This window comes from Roseinatronobacter sp. S2, assembly GCF_029581395.1.
GTDB lineage: Bacteria > Pseudomonadota > Alphaproteobacteria > Rhodobacterales > Rhodobacteraceae > Roseinatronobacter.
In genome coordinates, this window is the sequence record NZ_CP121113.1 from 433,033 (window position 1) to 452,052 (window position 19,020).

Here is a 19,020-nt window from a genome sequence, read left to right on the forward strand (position 1 = left end):
TCGTCCGCTCAGTCGCTGTCAATATAGCAGGAAAATGCGGACTCAGATGGCTACGAATACCTTGGCACGCAAGCTGTCTTGACCTGCATCATAGTGCCAAAATGCTGGTAGGGTATCGTCCAAGCCAACTTGATCCTGACGACCTTAATCATCGGTGGAGTTTGCCATGTTCCTCAAGCTTCTGGAGGCACTGATTTTCGGACTGTGCGCGGCATTTTGTTTTGGGCAACCTGCCAGCGCTGAAGGACAGTTGCGGGCGGGTCTTGAAGCGCGCCTTGATGCTCTGGCCGAGGGGTTCATGGCTGCGCAGCAGGTGCCCGGTGCCCTTGGTGCTGTGGTCGTGGGGGATGATGTGATCCTGCGCGGCTGGGGGTATGCTGACCTTGAGGCGGGCACGCGCGCAGGGCCGAATGATGTGCGCTTCGAGATCGGCTCGATCAGCAAGCTGTTCACATGGCTGGGTGTGATGATGCTGGTTGAGGAGGGCGCGCTGGACCTGCATGCCGATATCTCGGGTTATCTGCTTGAGACCGAAGCTCCAGGAGATGAGGCCCTGACACTTGCCCATCTGATAAGCCACCGACCGGGTTATGAGGACAGCTATGCCATCTTTGATCCGGCTATAGGCGCGCTGCCCCGCCCGCAGGCGTTGGCGGCCAGTGCGCCTGCGCAGGTGTTTCCGCGCGGCGAGGTGACGGCCTATTCCAACTGGGGCGTGGCGCTGGCAGGGCAGGTCGTCGAGGATGCGGCAGGTATGCCCTTCGAGAAATTTCTGCATGTCCGCGTCCTTGGGCCGCTTGGCATGGAGGACACGACCTATAGCGAGGCCACCGCGCGGGCCGACCAACCGCCACTGTCGCGCAGCTACCGGGTGCAGGGCGGGGTCAAGCACCCGGCCTTTCGCATCGATATTGGCAGCTTCGGCCCGGCAGGCAGCATGGCCAGCACCGCAGCCGACATGGCGCGGTTTCTGCGCTTCCTGCTGGGTGATGGGGAACTCGATGGTGTGCGGCTGTTGCAGCCCGAAACCGTTGCACAGATGCGCACACGCTTGTTCGACGATCTGCACGGTGCCTCGGACATGGCGCATGGTTTTCAGGCGCGGCCCATGTTTGGCACCACAGTCTATGGTCATGCGGGCGGGCTGAACGAGTTTCTCTCGAACCTTGCGTTCATCCCTGAGATCGGCGCGGGGGTGTTCATCTCGCAGAATGGTGGGGCAGGGATGAGCTTGCCCTTCCTTGGTGCCGACCTGTTGCTTGCCCATCTGGCCGCCGAGGCGGGCTTGTCTGATCCTGCGCCGCGATCCGTCCCCGATGCAAGCGCCCGCGCGGAAGATGTAGCCGGGCGTTATATCGCCAATCGGCGAAGCTTTACCGGCCCGATGCAGGCTTTCGCGCCGCAGGCACAGGTTCAGGCCTTGCCCGACGGGGCGATCCTCGCGCCCTCCATGCGGTTGGGTGCCATGATCCGCCATGACCCCATCGCGCCCGATATCTGGCGCGAACCCAATGGCGAGCGGGTTTTGGCGGTTCGTGATGACGCAGGCCATGTCGTGCGGCTGATGGATGGCATGGGCGTTATGACCTATGAGCGCGTGCGCCCTGAGAATGATCCGGCGCTGGTACTTGCGGGTCTGGGGCTGTCGGCGCTTCTGGCGCTCAGCACGCTTGTCGGCCTGATCTGGCGACACGGGGTGAAGGGCGGCAGCCGCGCGGGAACACTGGCAGCGGGGGTGTCCATCTTGGCGGCAGGCGCGGTCTGGGTGCTGGTGATTGCGACAGGTCTGGCGGCTATCATGGCCATGCAACTGGGTATGGAATTCATGTTCGATCAGCCGCAGCCTACGATGGTGGCAGCGCTGGTTCTCGCCGATGGTCTGGCGGTGCTGGCGGCACTGGTTCTGCTGTCGCTCGTCCTTGTCTGGCGGGCAGAGGGCTGGAGCTTGTGGCGGCGTTTGCATCACAGTGGCTTTGCGCTGTCCCTTGCAGCAACTGCCGGGCTGTTCCTGCACTGGGGGCTGGCCTTTGGCGGGATGGGCTGAGCCATGGTGGGGCAGCACCTGCGGTGGTTCGTGCTTTTGGTCATCGGCGGCGTGTTGGTTGCCATCGGCTGGGTTTACCTGCGCGATATGCGTGCCGTTCATGCTCGGCTTCAGGCTGATGCGCGCACCATTGAGACTGCCTTCGGCCCCGTAGCCTATACGACCGGCGTGCTGGGCGCGCCGGTGCGGATCATCCATGCGCGCGACATCCGGCTTACCCCCGTCGCCAATGCGCATTTCACCGCCGCCGCTATTCCCGGAGCCGAGACGCTTTATCTCGACACTGGCGACGACTTGCTGCTGGGCCCCCATCCCGAGGTGCGGGCGCGGATTGCCAAATTCCTGGAAACCAAAGTCGACGGGAAAGCAGAATGACCGCCCCAGCCACGACTCAGGACCGTGCCCGATGACCTTATTCAAATTTATTCTGCTTGCTTTGGTTGCCCTGCTGCTGGCCGCCATTATCTTTGGCTTGTGGGTTCATTCCCGCGACCGGGCGCAAGCGCGCACAGTCTGGGCGGCGCTGGAGGGTGCGCGCGAAGTTGAGCCACCGCGCTACGATCCCGCGATGGTCGCAGATCTGCCCGAGATCGCGCAACGCTACTTCGCCCGTGCGATTGAACCGGGCACACCCCTGCACCGTGTCGTTCGGTTAGAAATGGAGGGCAGCTTCATCATGAACGGCAACCCCATGCCGATGATCGCGCGCCAGATCCTCGCGCCGCCTGCGCAAGGTTTCGTCTGGCAGGCCGAGATCGGGGTGAGGCTGATGCGGTTTGCGGGATCGGACGGCTATCACCGTGCACAACGTAGCGAGGAGAGCTGGACCAAATTCTGGCTGCGCGGCCTGATCCCGCTGGCGCGGATTGGCGGCACCGTGGATCACACCCGCGCCGCTGCCACACGCGTGATGCTGGAAGCAATATGGGCACCGGCCAGCCTGCTGCCGCAATTCGGCGCGCAATGGGTCCAGACCGGTCCCGACAGCGCCGAGGTGCGCTTTGCCGATACACAGGGTATCGCGCCGATGCAAATCACACTGAATGCGGAGGGCAACCCTGTCGAGGTCTGGGCGCTGCGCTGGACCGACGCCAACCCAGAGCGCGTCCATCGCCTGCAACCTTTTGGCGGGCGGATGCTGGAGATGGGGCGCTATCAGGGCTTTCTGGTGCCCATGCAGGTAGAGCTTGGCAATATGTGGGGCACGCCCGATTATGCGCCCTTCTTTCTCGCCACGATCACAAGTGTTGAGTTCTGACATGATTGCTTATGCCGCCGCCACAACCCTGCTCCGCCTGTCAGACGCTGCCGCCGTGCTGATGTTGGCGGCTTTGGCATCGGCGCTACTGCTGCCCGATCCCTATGCCGCCATTCCCGACCACCTGCGCCCCGGTGCTTGGCGCAAAGACACGATCTCGGTCCCGGCGGCTCTGGCGCTGCTGGCGGTCAATGCGCGGCTGCGGCAGGGCTGGGCCAAGGGTTGGCTGATCTGGGCGGGGCTGGTTGGGTATCTGATCTGTGCCTATGGACTTTACAGCTTTGATCGGGTGATGAACCCGGCCTATCCGCTCTATCTGGCGGTGCTGGCAACCAGTATCATGGCAGTGGTGCTGTTCATGCGCGTTATCGATCTGTCGGCGCTGCGCGTGGGCCCGCGTCCACGACCCTGCCGCGCGATGGCGGTGCTGGGAAACTCTGTCTTTTGGGGCACGTCTTATAGCTGGCCTTTCTGGCGCGGGCTGGATGCGGCTGGGGCGCCCTGATGATGCGCCGCGTCGCACTTCTGTTGCTGCTCGCCGCCGCCCTCGGGCTGGGATGGAAGGCTTTGCCGGGCCGGACGCCCGCGATTTCTGGCCCCGACCCGATTGCGGTGCTGGAACCGGTACAGGTCGGCGGGATGACGCAATGGCTGCTGATCCGGGGGCAGGATCGCAGCGCGCCGGTGCTGTTGTGGCTGCATGGCGGGCCAGGGGCAGCGCAGATGCCGCTGGCCCATGCCACTACGCGCGCGCTAGAGCGGGATTTTACTGTCGTCCATTGGGATCAGCGCGGCGCAGGCAAGTCCAACCCGCGCGATTTTAACCCTGAAACCATGCATTGGAGCAATTCCTGCAAGATGCCCACGCGGTCACGCACCACCTCAAGGCCCGCCTTGGCATGGACAGGATCATTGTGCTGGGCCATTCCTGGGGCACGATGCTGGGTGCACGGCTGGTTGCCCGCTGGCCTGAAGATTACGCAGGCTATATCGGCATGTCCCAGCAGGTCAGCACCGCGCGTGGGGTTTCAGTGACGCTGGCCTGCCTTGCGCCACTGATCCGGGCGGGCGGCCGCCCTGACCACCTGCGCTGGCTGGCGGATGCCACGCCCAAGGGATTGCTTGAGCACCCTGCCTATGTAGAGATGATGCAGATTCTCGATGCCTATAACGCAGGAATGAATGTGCATGTGTGGCGGCTGGTGGCCATGCTGATCCGCGCGCCGGAATACAGCCTTGGCGACCTGTGGCGCTGGCTGGATGGCGCCAGTCGCGGCAGCGGGCCGATGTGGCCCGACTACCGGGCCCGCGACCTGATCGCCGAGGTCCCGATGATGCCGGTGCCGATGCTGCTGATCTCGGGCGCGCAGGATCTCAACACGCCGGTCGAACTGGCAGCAGAGTGGTTCGCAGTCGTCGAGGCGCCGTATGGCAAGCAACACCTTGGTTTTGAGGCTTCCGGCCACGCCCCGTTCCTGACCGAACCGGACCGTTTTACTGATACCGTGCGGGGTTTCGCATCGAGCCTGAGGAGCGAATGACCATGCCTCGACCGCTTATCTTCGTGCTGGTGGTCGCGCTATGCGGCGCACTGGATATCGCGTTGCACATGGCAGGCGGTGACCTGATCCCGATGCCGTCTGCGTTCAGCCCGCTGGTGGACCGGTTCGGTTTTTCCACGGTGGCGGCAATCTGGATCGCGCTGGCCTTCACCAGCATGGGGCTACTGTTTCTGGCTTGGGCGTGGCGCATGGCCGGCACTGGGAGACAGAAGGGTCTGCGCTATGGGCTGGCGTTGGGGCTGATGATTTTTGTCGCAATGTTCGAAGGCGTCGGCCTGCTGGGCACACCGCTGACCAGCGAACTGATCATGGGGTTGGCCGATGCGATCCCGATTGCCTTGCTGATCGCGCTTTTTGGCTGGACGCTGGCCAAGGATAGCCCGGATGCGCCTGCACATCTTCCGGCCTGGCCCGTGTTGATTGCCTTCGCGCTGGTCTATGGGCTTGCGCGCACAGGTGTCCAGATGCTTGGGTTGATCGAGTCCGGGCTGGAAGAACGGCCCTTGCCGAGTTTGATCTGGCCCTTCGCCATGGGGGCCGCGATCGGCGTGCTGTTCCTGGCAATGACGGATGCCCTGCGCGGCCTGTCGCGCGCTTCGGGCGCGCTGGCCTTTGGCTTTGGCATGTTCGGGGCTAACTGGGCGCTGTTCATGGCTTTCGTGCCGATGGTTTTTCCCGATGCGTTGCTGGACACCGCCATGCGGGTCGGCCTGGACATCCTGCTGGTGACCTGCGCGGCCTTGATGGTGGGGTTGAAGCGGTATCAGGGAGCAGGCTGACTGAGCCTGCGCGCCAAACTCTCATGAGAGAGGGTTAAAAAAGGCAGCTGATCTGATGGTCGAAGCTGCCGCCAATGATCGCTTTGCGCGAGACACGCTCGTGTTTACAGTAATTTTCAATTACCGGCATTTCCCGGAATTATCCCTGAAGTGCCCGCTCGCAAAATTTGGGCAGAATTCTTGGCTATGCTGGATCACTTCGGGACGGATGATCCGGATGAAGATGACCCGGTAGTAGAAGCGATTATCCTCGAGTTTGCGAAGATTGATCCAGGATCATACTCGTATCGTTATCCAGTGGATCGAAATGGGGATGCGGTCCCGGTTGCTTACTCTGACCTTCATTTACTGACTTTGGCGGATGTGATGCAGGGAGCCGCTGGTTATTTCAAGGGATGTGATCGCTACCTAAGCAACTTGGTCGACGCCAGCCCTTACTGATTACAACGGCCCTTTGCGGACGCTCAACCTGTTGTGCGGCATCCTCCGAAGCAGTCAGTCAGTTTTGGTGCAACGAAGGACCGGATTAGCAGTGAGATGGTGCGAAAACTGGGAACGTATATGTCACGCGAACCCCGTTTCACGGATTGTCCAGCGCGCGGCGGTGACGGCGGGTTCCAGACTCAGGCGGCCGACGATCTGCTCCAACGCAGAGTCAAATGTTGTGTCTGCATTCACCTCGGCGGTCACTTCCACGCGGTCGGTATCTTCGATGTTCTCCGACTCCAATCCGGTCAGGTGCAGTCCGTTCTCAGTGAAACCCTGCAACAGCAGCGCACGGACATGGGCTTCCTGCGCGCCCTTGCAGACAATCTCGACCGCGTAATAGCGCGTCAGTTCGGTGGTCTGGATGGGTTGTTTGTCGAGGATGCGCGCTAGGGGCCGCAGCCCCAGATTGACGAACACGACTGCCCCTGTGACGGACGCCGCCAGCACAAACTCGCCCGCCCCTGCGAGCATGCCGATGGCAGCGGCACACCACAATGTTGCCGCCGTGTTAAGCCCGCGCACATTGAACCCTTCGCGGAAAATGATGCCTGCGCCCAGAAAGCCGATGCCCGAAACGATCTGTGCAGATACCCGCGTGGGGCTGATCTCTTCAGGAAAGGCCGCCGAGAACAGCACGAAACTGGCCGCACCCAAAGACACCAGCGTATTGGTGCGCAAACCTGCAAGGCGTTGGCGCCATTGTCGTTCCATCCCGATGATTGCGCCAAAAAGCAGGGCCGCTGTCAGGTTCAGGATGGGTTGCAGATGGATCAGATCGGGCATGGTTTCGCTTTCAGCTTCTGGCCAGACATGGCGGTGCTATGTGACAGGCTTATGACGCGCGATTACAATACGGGTGCCCAGAGCAGGCGTATTTCGGCCAGATCACCCTTGTGCTGGCGCAGGCGGAACGCCACGCGGGTCTGCGCCCCGTCAATGGGTGTTTCATTCAGTTCCACCACGGCAATCACACCGTCATCGCGGTAATCCAGCCGCAGGTGCCGGATGGCACCTGCGAGCACGATTCCCTCCAGACAATCGCGCACCTGCGCCTGCAATTCGGGGCGCAGGGCCGTGTCATGCGCTGCGCGGCCATCGGCATGGCCATCGGGTTCGGGGTGGATGATGATCTCAGTGACTTCAGGCACTTGCGCCAGCACTGTTGCACGCGCGGCCTCGCACAGCCGGTGCGCTTCGGACAGGGTCATCGCCGGATCAAGGGCCACATGGACATCGGCCTGCACAGCCCCGCTCATTTGACGCAAGCGCAGATCATGGGCATCACGCACACTGGGGGTGGCCATCAGTGCGGCGTAGATCGCGCGCGACATGTCGTCGGGGGGCGCGGTATCGGCCAGTTCCCGCACTGCGGGGCGGCCATAAACCCACGCCACGCGCCCCAGCATCAGCGCAATGATTGCCGCCCCCAGCGCATCGGCAAGCGGCCAGCCCAGCATCGCTGCGCCAATGCCCGCCAGCGCCACCACGGAAGACGCCGCGTCCGAGCGATGATGCCACGCATTCGCTGCCATCATGGCTGAGCCGGTGCGCCGTGCGACCGCCTTGGTGTAGTGATAAAGTGCTTCTTTCAACGCAATCGACAGGCCCGCGACCCACAGCGCCAGAACCCCCGGCGCAGTGGTCGGCGGGTCTATCAGGCGCAGGCCCGCGTCGATCAGGATACCGATGGCGGCAAGTGCGAGCATGGCGGCAATGGCCAGCGTGGCCAATGTCTCGAACCGGCCATGACCGAACGGGTGTTCCGCATCGGGGGGGCGATGCGAATGCCCCAGCGCCCAGATTACGGCGGCATCCGAGGCCAGATCTGACAGCGAATGCACCCCATCGGCCACCAGCGCCTGACTGTGCGCTGCGAGCCCCACAAGAATCTTGCCTGCCGCAAGGGGCGCGTTCAGCGCGACACCAGCCCAAGCCGCACGCCGCTTGTCGCGCAGATGATCGGCGTTGTGTGATGCTGCGGGATTTGTCATTGCCGTCACGCCTAAACCCGTCCCAAAGGTGTCATCTGTCCTGCATACGACCGTGAGCGCGGGAGTTTGCGCAAGATCGGGACGACCCCGACCCAATCCGCACAATCATGTGCCAGCCGGGCGCGCGCGTCCCTGTCCAGTCGCGTTACAATGGCGATCTGCGCCCCGGCGGGCAGCAACGCAAGGCAGCGCGCGGCCTCTTCGCTGGGCAGTTCTGCCAGCGTGCGTGCCAGCGCGTCGCGCGGGTATCGCAGTATCTCGGGGCGGCCCGGCTTCATGCTGTCACCATAGACAAAGGCGCGCAGATGGGCGCGGTGCGGGGCATTATGATGCAGAAACGAGTCTATCATGGTGTTTCCTTGCGATTGATCTGTGATGTTCAGTTTCTTCTAAACGGGCCGCCCAGCGATCAGGCGGCCCGAAAGGTCGAAGGCCGGTCTCAATCAGCGACATCATTCAAGTGAGCGACGATCACGGCAGGTGCGTCGTGCATCATCGCGGTATCATCACTGTCAAGGTCGATGCCGATCAACCATGATGCCATCAGGAAATATACCAGCAGGCCGGTGAAATCCTTGATCGTGGTGATGAACGGGTCGGCGCCAGGCGCGTGGTCGATGCCCATTCTGACCATGACATAGGGCATCAGGAAACCCAGACAGGCGGCGGTGAACACCGATGTGAACAGCGCCACGCCCACGACAATCCCAAGCTGCGGGATGTCATTGGGCAGCCCTTGCCAGAAATAGGCGACCGTGCCTGCAACCAAAGCAATCCCCACGGCCATAACGAGGCCCACGGCGGCTTCGCGGAAAAAGCTTTTGCGCCAGAAATCCTGCATGGTGACATGCCCCAGCGCAAAGCCGCGCGCGAAGATGGTCGAGGATTGCGTGCCGACATTTCCGCCCATATCCATCACCAGCGGAATGAAGATCGCCAGCGCAATGACTGCGCCCAGAACATCCTCGAACTGGTCGATCAGCCCGCCGACGATCAGCCCGCCTGCGAGCGTAACCATCAAAAACAGGATACGCACCCGCACCGTGTACCAGATCGGCCCTTGGGTCAGGCGCTCGGAGCGGACATGGTCGACGGTGTTGAATACATCGCCGACGCCAGCCTTGTACATGATGTCATCGGTGGTTTCCTGCTCAAGAATATCCATCGCATCATCGAAGGTCAGAATGCCGATCATTTCGGATTTGGCATTGACCACTGGTAGCAGCGGCACGTCGCGCAGTTGCAAGCGGCGGGCGGCGGCCTCCTGTTCGGTGTCATGGGGCACGGCCAGATCAGCCCCTTCGACAAGTGCGGTGATTGTGCTTTCTTCGTCCGCGCGCAGCAGCGCGGAGAGCCGCGCATAACCTTTGTAGCGGCCGTGCCCGTCAATCACAAAAACGCAAGCCGCTTGCCCTGCCGGCATACGCGAGCGGCGCACGGCTTCAAGCGCATCAGCCACTTTCGCACCTTCGGTGACATAGACAAAAGCATCGCGGATACGCTCGGAAATCGGATCGCGGGCGGGGCGGTTGGGGGCGCCTGTGGCGCGGGTTGTGTCAATAGTTGTGGTTGCCATGAGAATTCTCCATCGGCTTGGGGTCGTGTTTCATTGATCTTTGGGTGCGTGTCAGGGCGTGCCCGGCGGGTCCCAGCCGCGCGCCGTCGCAAGGATATTGCGACAGCATCGCAAGCAGCTTTGACAGGCACATGACAAGGCGGGGATGGGGGGTGGTTTTTGCATCAGCCCCCCTCCAGCAGATGGCCAAGGAAAGCCCAGGCCATGGCGAAATAGATGACGACACCGACCAGATCCATGATCGAGGTGATCAGCGGGGCCGACATGGCGGCGGGGTCCGTGCCCAGCCGCCGCGCGGCAAAGGGCAAAAGCACCCCCAACAGACCGCCGGTGATGGTGACCGCCAGCATGGTCAGGCCAATGACCATCAGCACCGCAGGCGCAATGCCTTGCCCGACCCATGCCAGCAGGGTCATCAGGGCGGCAATCGACACGCCAAGGCCCAACAGCACCGGCACTTCGCGCCGGATGACAAACCAGACATCGCGCGCCCGCATGTCCAGCTGCCCCAGCGCCATTGCGCGGATCACCAGTGTCGCGGACTGGCTGCCCGTATTGCCGCCCATATCGATAATGGGGGCCACGAAGGCCGCAAGGATCAGCGCTTCGGCCAGAAGCGCCTCTTGCTGCGCGATATAGCCTGCCGTGACCACACCAAAGACAGTCAGCAGCGCCAGCCACACCAGCCGCACACGGAAAATCCGCCCGAGGGTCGAGCTGCGCATGTCCAGATCCTCGCCACGCAGCGCGCCTGTGGCCCCGAAGCGCGCGAGTGTCGCAGCGCCCGCCTCGCGCCCGATATCAAGCGCGTCGTCGATGGTGACAATGCCGACCAGACGACCGCCCCCGGTCAGGATGGGCAGCGCAAAGACATCATAGGCGGCGATGCGCTCGGCGATGTCGCGCAAGGGCTCATCCACGCGGGCCGTGGGCGCATTAACCATCATCAGGTCGGAAATCGAGCGGCGTTCATCCGCAAGGATCAGGTCGCGCAGGGTTACGACACCCTTCAGCATGCGCTCGGAGTCGATGACATATGCGGTGTAGATCGTTTCAGTATCCGGGGCCTCGGCGCGCAGATGGGCGATGGCCTGCACCGCTGTCATATCAGGCGCAAGTGTCGCGTAATCAGACGTCATGGCCGCCCCGGCAGTGCCTTCGGGATAGGCGGCAAGGCGGCGGATATCCTCGCGTTCGGCCTGCGCCAAGGCAGGCAGAAGGGTGGCGCGTTGATCAGCCGACAGCGCCTTCCAAAGATCGGCGCGTTCGTCATGGCTCATATCCGTGACGATGCGCGCGAAATCGGGGCGCGCAATGTGGCGTGCGATGGCGATCTGAAAACGCGGCCCGAAATAGCCAAAGACCTTGCTCTGCTGCGCAGGTGTCAGCGCACGCATCAGTTTTGCAGCCTCGGACGGGGGCAGGCCGCCGACTTCATTGGCCAGATCAGCGGGGTGCAGTTCCGCGAACGCCTCGCGCAGGGTCAGAAGATCCCCCTGCGCGAGATGGGCACGCAATGCATCCTGTGTCATCAATGCGGGCATGGGCCGCCCCCCTTCTTTCTGCATTTCAGCGCAACGCGCCTGACAAGGTGACAGGACCGATCTGGTCGCCCTGCCGATAGAGGGCACAGGGCTGAGCAGGCCGCTTCAGCAGCTTCTTCGCCGGACCTTTCTTCGGCAGCTTCTCGGAAATCCCCAGAACCGACATGCGCCGCGCCATCTCGGCGCGCACCTCGGACGGATCAATCCCACGGTCATGCCACAGGACCGCAAGGTGATAGAGCAGATCGACGCTTTCCGCGATCAGCCCGTCGTGATTGCCCGACAGCGCGTCAAAGGCCACTTCAGTCGCCTCCTCCACCAGCTTGCGGGCTTTCTTCTCGGTCGAGGACGCCGTGAGCTTTGCCGTGCGCGCAGTGGGCGGGCTGTCCAGTTGCGCGATCAGATGTTCCATATGGCCGAACAGATCGGCGGGCCGGGCGGCTTGGGTGTTGGGATGGAGCATGTTCATGACCAATCCTCCGCTTCAGGGGTTGTTCCGGGGGATGACGCGCAAAGCCGCCGCGCTGGTGGGCGGCTTTGCGTCTTGAGTGTCGCCCGGTCTGACCGGGCGGCCTTCCGCTTCAATCACCGGCACGCGTGCGCCAAAGGCGCCCGTGACCAGATCGGCCGTGTCATTGCCACCGGGCAGGGCCAGCAGCATGTCGGGGCGCGAATCCTCCAGCATGAAGGCATTGCGGATCGCCTCGGCCCGTTTGCCAAGTTCGCGCCAGTTGGCCGGATAGCGCACGACATGCAGGCGCATTTCGCGTGCCCAATCCTCGGCTGTGATGCCAAGCGCACCATTGCCACCGTGAATGAGCACCGTGATGGGCCGGATTGCATGTGCCCGCGCCAGCGCGCGGCGGATCAGGGCGACATCATCCAGATGCCGCCCGCCAGCGATGATAAGACGCATAAGACGCACTCCTGTCGCGCAAGGCAGGCTACAGGCGGGCCTCAGCCAGCGCGCAGCTCTGCTTGCTGTGCAAGAAGGGCGCAAAGGGGGGTGTCCAATGCGTCAGGTGCGGGCCGCGCAGGCCGGGGCGCCAGCCAATGCCGCACAGGTTTGCCGGTCTGCGCATCACGCAGCCAGCAGGAGATAGGAAAGATGCGACGCGCAGTTGCGCCGGGCGGGGCCATATGGGCGAAGTGAAATGTCATTGCTTGCGTCCTTCTGTCCGGCACCGGGCCGGTCAGGGGCAAGCAGGGATTACGTCAGGGACGCAATACCGCAGCCACAGACAAGCCGGGACGGATAAGATTTTCCGGGGGGCGCCTGACGACTGTGAAGGATTGTTCCGAACACAGAGGCCAGACTGCTACTAGAGCTGCTGTCCATGGGTCTCTCTGGTTGATACATGAAAATGGCTGCCTGCTTGAGCAGCACGCGTTGACTAGCCGCCATGTTTGCGAAAGTCAACACATAAGCTGGCCCGAAAATGCCAGCGCGCCTAGGAGGCGGAGGTCTCTGTCGATCCACCCAGCGGCTGAAGCTTCCTCATCGAGGTCCCACAGTCCACGAAACCGGCAGTAGACCCCTCACGTTAGATCAGACAGAACTGCGCGAGATTACTTTATATGGTAGCTCTTGTAGGCGCTCCACGTCCGTATCACCTTTAAGGCGTGCCAGAAGCAACCTTGCTGCTGCCTCTCCTATAAAGCTTCCGGGGGTCTGCACTGAACTTAACCCCGGTGGCACTTCGGCAGCGATGTCATAGTTACCATAGCCCATAACTGCTATCTCGCAAGCTACTTTGTACCCCATACGGTGACATTCGAAAAGCACACCCGCCGCTAGAATATCGGTCATACAGAAGACACCGTCGAGGTCAGGCCAATGTTTTAGCAAGTGTTGTAACCCCTCAGCTCCGGCCTTGTATCCGTTACACTCTGGGGCCATCAGTACCAGACGCTCCCCTGGATCGTCGATCTGGGCCATTGCGTTGCGATAGCCATTTACCCTTTCTATTAGGCGACGATGACCAGTGGTTTCTACGCCGATCATGCCGATGCGTTTGCGCCCTGACGCGATAATAAAGCGTACCGCGTCCCGGCTGGCATCGGATTCGGAAAACCCAGCGCCCATGTCGATCACGTCGTTGTGCAGATGCCATGTTTCGACTAGTGGTGTGGTTTGTTGGCGGACAAGAAATACTTGCAGCCCAAGAGGGTCTTCTAGCAACGATTGCGGTTGAAGATCTGCCTAATGCGGATGACATCTATCCTTTTGCCCTTGAAGGGATAGATGAGGGACGTGGACCAGTCTCTATGGTGACCGCGATGGGGCTCATTTATAGTGAAAACAGTGCTCCGCGTTCGCCGACATCTGACCTGCCACTGAACTTTCATCCAGCTGCGACTGTAGCCCGGTTGCTTCTGATCCGACCCCCAACGTTGGACCGCATCTTGACCGCTAGGTCGCCGATGTTGTCGGTCATTGTCGGGGGAGCGCTCAACCACGCGTTTGAGGTAGGTGGTTGATTTTATTGGGTGTAAGTCAGCATCTTGCCCATATCGATGGGCGCATGGGCAAGATGATTGGCTCCGGCGGTAGGGATCGAACCTACGACCAATTGATTAACAGTCAACTGCTCTACCGCTGAGCTACGCCGGAACACATTGCCCCTATAGCAACCGTTTTCGGGCGCGTCCAGAGCCAAATCGCAAAAATCATCATGCACTGTTTGCAAGGTTGTATCCGGCATCGGGTGCGGGGTCGGGATCGGCGGTGACGCATCCGTTTTCCCATAATTCTATCAGATGTGCGTGTACGTTTCGTGCGGCGGCTGCGTGCAGATCTGGCGCAACATCGGTGTAAATGCAGGCCACAAGGTCGGGAATCCTTGTTACCCCGCGGCCAAGCTGCGCAAGGATTTCGGATGTGCGCCTTTGCCGGTGATCGCGCAGCGTTTGCACGCGTGCGGCAGGGTCGTCGATTGCCCCACCATGTCCGGGGTGCAGCCGCCTTGCGCGCAGCGTTTCAATCTTGTCGAGCGAGCGCATATATGCCCCCAGATCACCATCTGGTGGTGACACAAGTGATGTGGTCCAGCCAAGGACATGATCGCCGCTGAACACGGCACCGCGCCATTCAAAGCACATATGATTTGCCATATGGCCGGGCGTCCAGATTGCGCGGATTTCGTCCTTGCCGAAGGGAACGATTTGCCCGTCCGCAAGAAGGTGGTCGGGTTGAAATGTGGTGTCCACGCCTTCGCCGCCGCCTGCAATCTTCTGGCTGGCCAGGCGTGACATGAGTGCTGATCGCCCTGCCAGACTATCGCCATAGGCCATGATGCGCGCCCCTGTCATTTGCGCCAGTGGCCGCGCAAGGGGGGAGTGGTCAAGATGGCTGTGGGTGACCAGAATGCATTCCACACGTTCAGCGTGATCAAGTGCGGCCATGATCGCTTGCAGGTGGGTTTCGTCCTGCGGGCCGGGGTCAATCACGCAGACCGTGCCGCGCCCGACGATATAGGTGTTCGTGCCCGCGCCGGTCATGGCAGACGGGTTGCGCGCACGGATCAGGCGCAGGTCGGGTTCGGGGCAGGTGTATGTCATGCGCAGGATTTATGAACAGTGATGGCCAAAGGTCAACAATGACCTTACTTTCGATGCGGCAGTGCAGTTGCCGGTTTCGCTGGAAATGCCGCTTTTATTCGTTAGGGTGCCGATCATGTGGAGCAGCTTTCTGAAACGTTTTTTGCCGCGCAGCTTTTACGGGCGCGCTGTTTTGATCCTGATCGTTCCGATCATCGTGATCCAGATTGTGTTGTCCATCGTGTTTGTGCAGCGCCATTATGAACGTGTCACGGCGCAGATGACGGAAAACACGCTGCGCGATATATGGTTTCTGACGGACCAGATAGAAGCCAGCCCTGACGCGCCAGCCGCTTTGCGCGAACTGGCCGAACTTGCCGATGCCATGCAGATCGAGATATCGGTCCTGCCCTCTCCCGTGGTTGCGGCGGGCGAAGATGCGCGCGAATGGACCGATCTGGCCGGACGGGAGATCCTTCGCGTTCTGAGAGAGAATTTGCCCACCTACCGCAATGTCGATCTGGTGTCAGATTCCAACACTGTCGTGCTGTTTCTGGACAGCCGTCATGGCGTGCTGGAAGTCTTGATACCCCGACGCTTGGTGACCACATCAAACCCGCATCAACTGCTGGTGATCGTGTTTCTGGCATCAGCCGTCATGGCCTTGATCGCGTTTCAGTTCCTGCGCCTTCAGGTGCGCCCGATCCGCAGGCTTGGTCAGGCCGCCGAAGCCTATGGCCGTGGCCGGAGTGTGCCGTTCCGTGCCGCAGGGGCCAGGGAAATCCGCGCGGCAAGTCTGGCATTCATTGACATGCGCAACCGGATCGACCGCCAGAACACGCAACGCAAACTTATGTTATCCGGTGTCAGCCATGACATGCGCACACCCCTGACACGCATGCGGCTGATCCTGTCTATGATGGACGACACCGAGGATAAGGCCGCCCTTTGCGCAGAAGTCGCTGATCTGGAAGATTTGCTGAACGGGTTTTTGGAATATTCGCGCGGCGTGACCCCGGATGAGGCCAAGACCAGTGTCGACCCCATGGCGCTGGTAAGTGACCTGCTGGATAAATATGCGGCATCGGGGCATGCAATCGGCTTGTGCGATACGGCGCAAAAGTTGCCGCAATTGCCCCTGCACAAAGGGCTGATGGAACGCGCGCTGGACAATCTGATTTCAAATGCCCTGCGTCACGCAAATGATGTGCAAGTCAGCCTTGCGGTATGCGACGGGCAGTGGCTGGAAATCGCCTTAGAAGACGACGGCCCCGGCATTCTGGCGCATGACCGCACACGCGCCACAGAACCCTTTGTGCGGCTGGATGATGCGCGCAACCGCGATCAGGGCGGGGGTGTCGGACTTGGGCTGGCCATAGTGACGGAAGCCATGCGCGCCCATGAAGGGCGGCTTGTTCTGGATGACAGCCCGCGTTTCGGGGGGTTGCGGGCCACTATGCGAATACCGCTGGACCCGTCTTCATAGCCCGTAAATTGCCCCGAACTTGCCTTCCAGATAGTCCAGAAGCGGCCCTTCATCGGGGGCAAAGCCACAAGCATGGGTTATGGTGTCCACGGGCGGGCGCAAGGCCCCGTGACGTTGCACGCGTGCGCGCAGCCAGTCCGTTGCGGGTTGCGCGTTCCCTTCTGCAAGGTCTTGTTGCAGGTCGGGCAGATCGCCCTGCATGGCCTTGAACAGACAGCCTGCGTAAATGTTGCCCAAGGCATAGGTCGGGAAATACCCGAACAGGCCCACAGCCCAGTGCACATCTTGCAAAATGCCATGCGACGGGCGGTCCACCGCATAGCCGAAGTCGGCCAGAAAGCGTGCATTCCATGCGTCTTGCAGGTCCGCTGCATCCAGTTTGCCGCGGATCAGGGCGCGTTCCAGATCGAACCGCAGCATGATATGCAGGTTATACTGCACCTCATCCGCTTCGGTGCGGATGAAGCCTGAATTCACGCGGTTCACGGCGGCATAAAACGCATCCGCATCCGCGACGGATAATGCACCGAATTCCTGCTGCATGGCGCCAAACAGCCAGCCCGTGAAGGCCTGCGACCGGCCAAGCTGGTTTTCATAGATCCGGCTTTGGCTTTCATGCACCCCCATGGACACACCCTGCCCGATGGGGCTTAGCGCATAGCTGTGGTCCACGCCCTGTTCATAGGCGGCATGGCCCACTTCATGCAGGGTGGAATACAGGCAGTTGAACGGGTCCTCTACGGCCACGCGGGTGGTGATACGCACATCATCGCCCGACCCGGATGAGAAGGGATGCACCGCCAGATCAATGCGCCCGCGCGTGAAATCATAGCCAAAATGTTCCGCCATGCGCCGCGACACGCGCAGTTGCGCATCCTGTGGGAAATGGCCGGTCAGGGCGGGGGGCGTGTTCGCGCCAAGAATTGCCTCGCGCAGCGCCACCAGACGCGGGCGCATCCGGTCGAAAATTGTGGCCACGGCATCGGAACTGGTGCCGGGTTCATAATCTTCCATCAGCGCATCATACGGGTCGCCACCCCCCGCGATGGCCTGACCTTCTTCGCGGCGCAGCGCGATCATCTGGTTCAGCCATGGCAGGAAACTGGCGACATCCTCATTGTGGCGCGCCGCTTCCCATGCGTCTTGCGCCAGCGGGGTAATGCGCGCCAGTTCAGATGCCAGCCGCGCGGGCACTTTGGTATTGCGCGCATAGGCGCGGCGCAATTCGCGCAGGCAGGCCGCGCCCATCTCGTCAGGGGCCTGGGCCGCATCCAGCCAGTCGCCAAGTTGCGGGTCGGTGCGTCGTGCGTGCAGCACATCTTCCAGTGCGGCCATTTCTTCAGACCGTTGCGCGTTTGCCCCGCGCGGCATGACTGTTTGCTGATCCCACCCCAGACGGCCTGCAACCTGTGCCAGTGCCTCGGTCTTGCGGGCATGGGCCATCACGTTTTCATAGGCGGTCATGCTGCGGTTCCTTTTGTGTTGCGCAAACTGTCGAAGCGCGGAAATTGTGCCAGATGACGTGCGCGGATAATCAGCACCCATAGCAGCACGGCCGTGGCCTGATGTGCAATGCCCAACTGCCATGGCGCGCCATGCAGAACGGTGAAAATACCCAGCACGATCTGGCCCAGCATCACAACAAACATCACGTTGAAGGCCGCACGCGTGGCCCCATGCGTTGATTTACGCCCGCGCAGCCACACCACGACCGCAAATGCGGCCAGAAAATAGCCTGCCATCCGGTGGATAAATTGTGTAGTTGCGGGGTTTTCGAAGAAATTGACCCAAAGGGGCTGCATGGCCAGCAATTCCGGTGGAATGAACACGCCGTTCATCAAGGGCCAGTCGGTATATCCGCGCCCTGCATCAATGCCCGCGACCAGCGCCCCCAGCAGGATTTGCAAAAAGGCAAAATGCATCAAGCCGGTGGACATGGAAAACAGCTTCGCCTCGCGCGCGCGCCGCGCTGTCATCAACTCGGCCTCGGGGCGGTTCAGCAAGAAGGTATACCATGCGATCATCCCAAGGATGACGAAGGCAAGCCCCAGATGCGTGGCCAGCCGGTAAGATGCCACCGCAACCATGCCTTCGGTCAGGCCCGATGCCACCATCCACCAGCCGATCGCGCCTTGCACCCCGCCCAGCGCGCCAAGCGCCAGCAGGCGCGGTGTCCAACCTGTGGGAATGCGCCCTGTCAGCCAGAAAAACGCGAAACCCGCACCCCAGACCAACCCGATCACGCGGCCCAGCTGCCGGTGCCCCCATTCCCACCAGTAGATGATCTTGAATTCATCCAGTGTCATGCCGCGATTTTGCAGTTGATACTGGTCAATCTGGCGGTATTTGTCGAATTCCTGCGCCCACATTTCGGCATTCAGCGGCGGTATGGCGCCGGTGACAGGGCGCCATTCGGTGATCGACAACCCGCTATCGGTCAGCCGTGTCATGCCGCCCACGACAATCATCACGCAAACCAGCGCGAATAGCGAGATCAACCACAGACGAATGGCCCCGCGCGCGCCCTTGCGCCTACGGTCAATGACCCCGCCTTGTGGCGTGGCTTGCGGGCGTGCTGTGGCGACATCTTCGAATATGGGGCGTTTGCTGGCCATCTGGCCCTCCTGTGTGGTCGCGCTGCAAGCTAGTGTGTGGCTGATGCAGGTTCAAGGGGCAGGGATGCGGTCAAAGCGCCCAGTCAGAAGTGTGATGGCAACGGGAAAACGCGCAAGGTGGACGAACCTGGTTTGA

19 protein-coding genes and 1 tRNA gene are annotated in these 19,020 nt (G+C 61.5%); 8 read left to right on the top strand and 12 right to left on the bottom strand.

Features of this window, described 5'->3' with window-relative positions:
- Window positions 1-166 precede the first annotated feature (166 nt).
- The 7 genes from P8S53_RS01995 to P8S53_RS02025 all read left to right on the top strand — a co-directional run bounded on the left by P8S53_RS01995 (window position 167) and on the right by P8S53_RS02025 (window position 6,084).
- A complete protein-coding gene (locus tag P8S53_RS01995; RefSeq protein ID WP_277805499.1) occupies window positions 167-2,044 on the top strand; it encodes a serine hydrolase in 1,878 nt (625 codons plus the stop codon).
- 3 nt (window positions 2,045-2,047) lie between these two features.
- A complete protein-coding gene (locus P8S53_RS02000; RefSeq protein WP_277805500.1) occupies window positions 2,048-2,419 on the top strand; it encodes a hypothetical protein in 372 nt (123 codons plus the stop codon).
- Window positions 2,420-2,450: 31 nt separating this feature from the next.
- Window positions 2,451-3,302: a DUF6544 family protein gene (locus P8S53_RS02005; protein WP_277805501.1), complete on the top strand. Its 852-nt coding sequence runs from the start codon at window positions 2,451-2,453 to the stop codon at window positions 3,300-3,302.
- A 1-nt stretch (window position 3,303) separates the two neighbouring features.
- Window positions 3,304-3,807, top strand: coding sequence for a hypothetical protein (locus P8S53_RS02010; protein ID WP_277805502.1), 504 nt, complete (start codon window positions 3,304-3,306; stop codon window positions 3,805-3,807).
- Between the two features lie 394 nt (window positions 3,808-4,201).
- Window positions 4,202-4,843 carry an alpha/beta fold hydrolase gene (locus tag P8S53_RS02015; protein ID WP_277805503.1) on the top strand — a complete coding sequence of 214 codons (642 nt, stop codon included), beginning with the start codon at window positions 4,202-4,204 and terminating at the stop codon, window positions 4,841-4,843.
- Window positions 4,844-4,845: 2 nt separating this feature from the next.
- The gene (locus P8S53_RS02020) at window positions 4,846-5,643 is read left to right on the top strand and encodes a hypothetical protein (protein ID WP_277805504.1); all 798 of its coding nucleotides are present in this window, start codon (window positions 4,846-4,848) and stop codon (window positions 5,641-5,643) included.
- A gap of 186 nt (window positions 5,644-5,829) precedes the next feature.
- Window positions 5,830-6,084 (top strand): hypothetical protein, encoded by a 255-nt coding sequence (locus P8S53_RS02025; protein ID WP_277805505.1) that lies wholly within the window; start codon window positions 5,830-5,832, stop codon window positions 6,082-6,084.
- Between the two features lie 123 nt (window positions 6,085-6,207).
- On the opposite strand, the gene P8S53_RS02030 is transcribed toward P8S53_RS02025, so the two are convergent.
- From P8S53_RS02030 to P8S53_RS02075, 10 genes are all read right to left on the bottom strand, one after another.
- Window positions 6,208-6,915 (bottom strand): MgtC/SapB family protein, encoded by a 708-nt coding sequence (locus P8S53_RS02030; RefSeq protein ID WP_277805506.1) that lies wholly within the window; start codon window positions 6,913-6,915, stop codon window positions 6,208-6,210.
- Between the two features lie 62 nt (window positions 6,916-6,977).
- On the bottom strand, window positions 6,978-8,123 hold the full coding sequence (locus tag P8S53_RS02035) for a cation diffusion facilitator family transporter (protein ID WP_277805507.1): 1,146 nt from the start codon (window positions 8,121-8,123) through the stop codon (window positions 6,978-6,980).
- A gap of 11 nt (window positions 8,124-8,134) precedes the next feature.
- Window positions 8,135-8,473: a hypothetical protein gene (locus P8S53_RS02040; RefSeq protein WP_277805508.1), complete on the bottom strand. Its 339-nt coding sequence runs from the start codon at window positions 8,471-8,473 to the stop codon at window positions 8,135-8,137.
- A gap of 89 nt (window positions 8,474-8,562) precedes the next feature.
- A complete protein-coding gene (locus tag P8S53_RS02045; RefSeq protein ID WP_277805509.1) occupies window positions 8,563-9,699 on the bottom strand; it encodes a magnesium transporter in 1,137 nt (378 codons plus the stop codon).
- A 164-nt stretch (window positions 9,700-9,863) separates the two neighbouring features.
- Window positions 9,864-11,243 carry a magnesium transporter gene (gene mgtE / locus P8S53_RS02050; protein ID WP_277805510.1) on the bottom strand — a complete coding sequence of 460 codons (1,380 nt, stop codon included), beginning with the start codon at window positions 11,241-11,243 and terminating at the stop codon, window positions 9,864-9,866.
- A 25-nt stretch (window positions 11,244-11,268) separates the two neighbouring features.
- A complete protein-coding gene (gene hisE / locus P8S53_RS02055) occupies window positions 11,269-11,712 on the bottom strand; it encodes a phosphoribosyl-ATP diphosphatase (protein ID WP_277805511.1) in 444 nt (147 codons plus the stop codon).
- A gap of 15 nt (window positions 11,713-11,727) precedes the next feature.
- Complete coding sequence (locus P8S53_RS02060; RefSeq protein ID WP_277805512.1) at window positions 11,728-12,159, bottom strand: DUF2493 domain-containing protein; 432 nt, start codon at window positions 12,157-12,159, stop codon at window positions 11,728-11,730.
- A 633-nt stretch (window positions 12,160-12,792) separates the two neighbouring features.
- Window positions 12,793-13,425 (bottom strand): substrate-binding domain-containing protein, encoded by a 633-nt coding sequence (locus P8S53_RS02065; RefSeq protein WP_277805513.1) that lies wholly within the window; start codon window positions 13,423-13,425, stop codon window positions 12,793-12,795.
- Window positions 13,426-13,782: 357 nt separating this feature from the next.
- Window positions 13,783-13,857 (bottom strand) — tRNA-Asn (locus P8S53_RS02070).
- A gap of 59 nt (window positions 13,858-13,916) precedes the next feature.
- Window positions 13,917-14,804 (bottom strand): MBL fold metallo-hydrolase, encoded by an 888-nt coding sequence (locus P8S53_RS02075; RefSeq protein WP_277805514.1) that lies wholly within the window; start codon window positions 14,802-14,804, stop codon window positions 13,917-13,919.
- Between the two features lie 115 nt (window positions 14,805-14,919).
- Between P8S53_RS02075 and P8S53_RS02080 the strand changes: the two genes are divergently transcribed.
- Complete coding sequence (locus tag P8S53_RS02080) at window positions 14,920-16,269, top strand: ATP-binding protein (protein WP_277805515.1); 1,350 nt, start codon at window positions 14,920-14,922, stop codon at window positions 16,267-16,269.
- On the opposite strand, the gene P8S53_RS02085 is transcribed toward P8S53_RS02080, so the two are convergent.
- Both P8S53_RS02085 and ctaA read right to left on the bottom strand, forming a co-directional pair.
- Entirely contained in the window at window positions 16,264-17,733 is a 1,470-nt protein-coding gene (locus tag P8S53_RS02085) for a carboxypeptidase M32 (RefSeq protein ID WP_277805516.1), read from the bottom strand. The genes P8S53_RS02080 and P8S53_RS02085 overlap by 6 nt on opposite strands.
- Window positions 17,730-18,884 (bottom strand): heme A synthase, encoded by a 1,155-nt coding sequence (gene ctaA, locus P8S53_RS02090; protein ID WP_277805517.1) that lies wholly within the window; start codon window positions 18,882-18,884, stop codon window positions 17,730-17,732. The genes P8S53_RS02085 and ctaA overlap by 4 nt, the downstream gene beginning before the upstream one ends.
- Window positions 18,885-19,020: the final 136 nt, after the last annotated feature.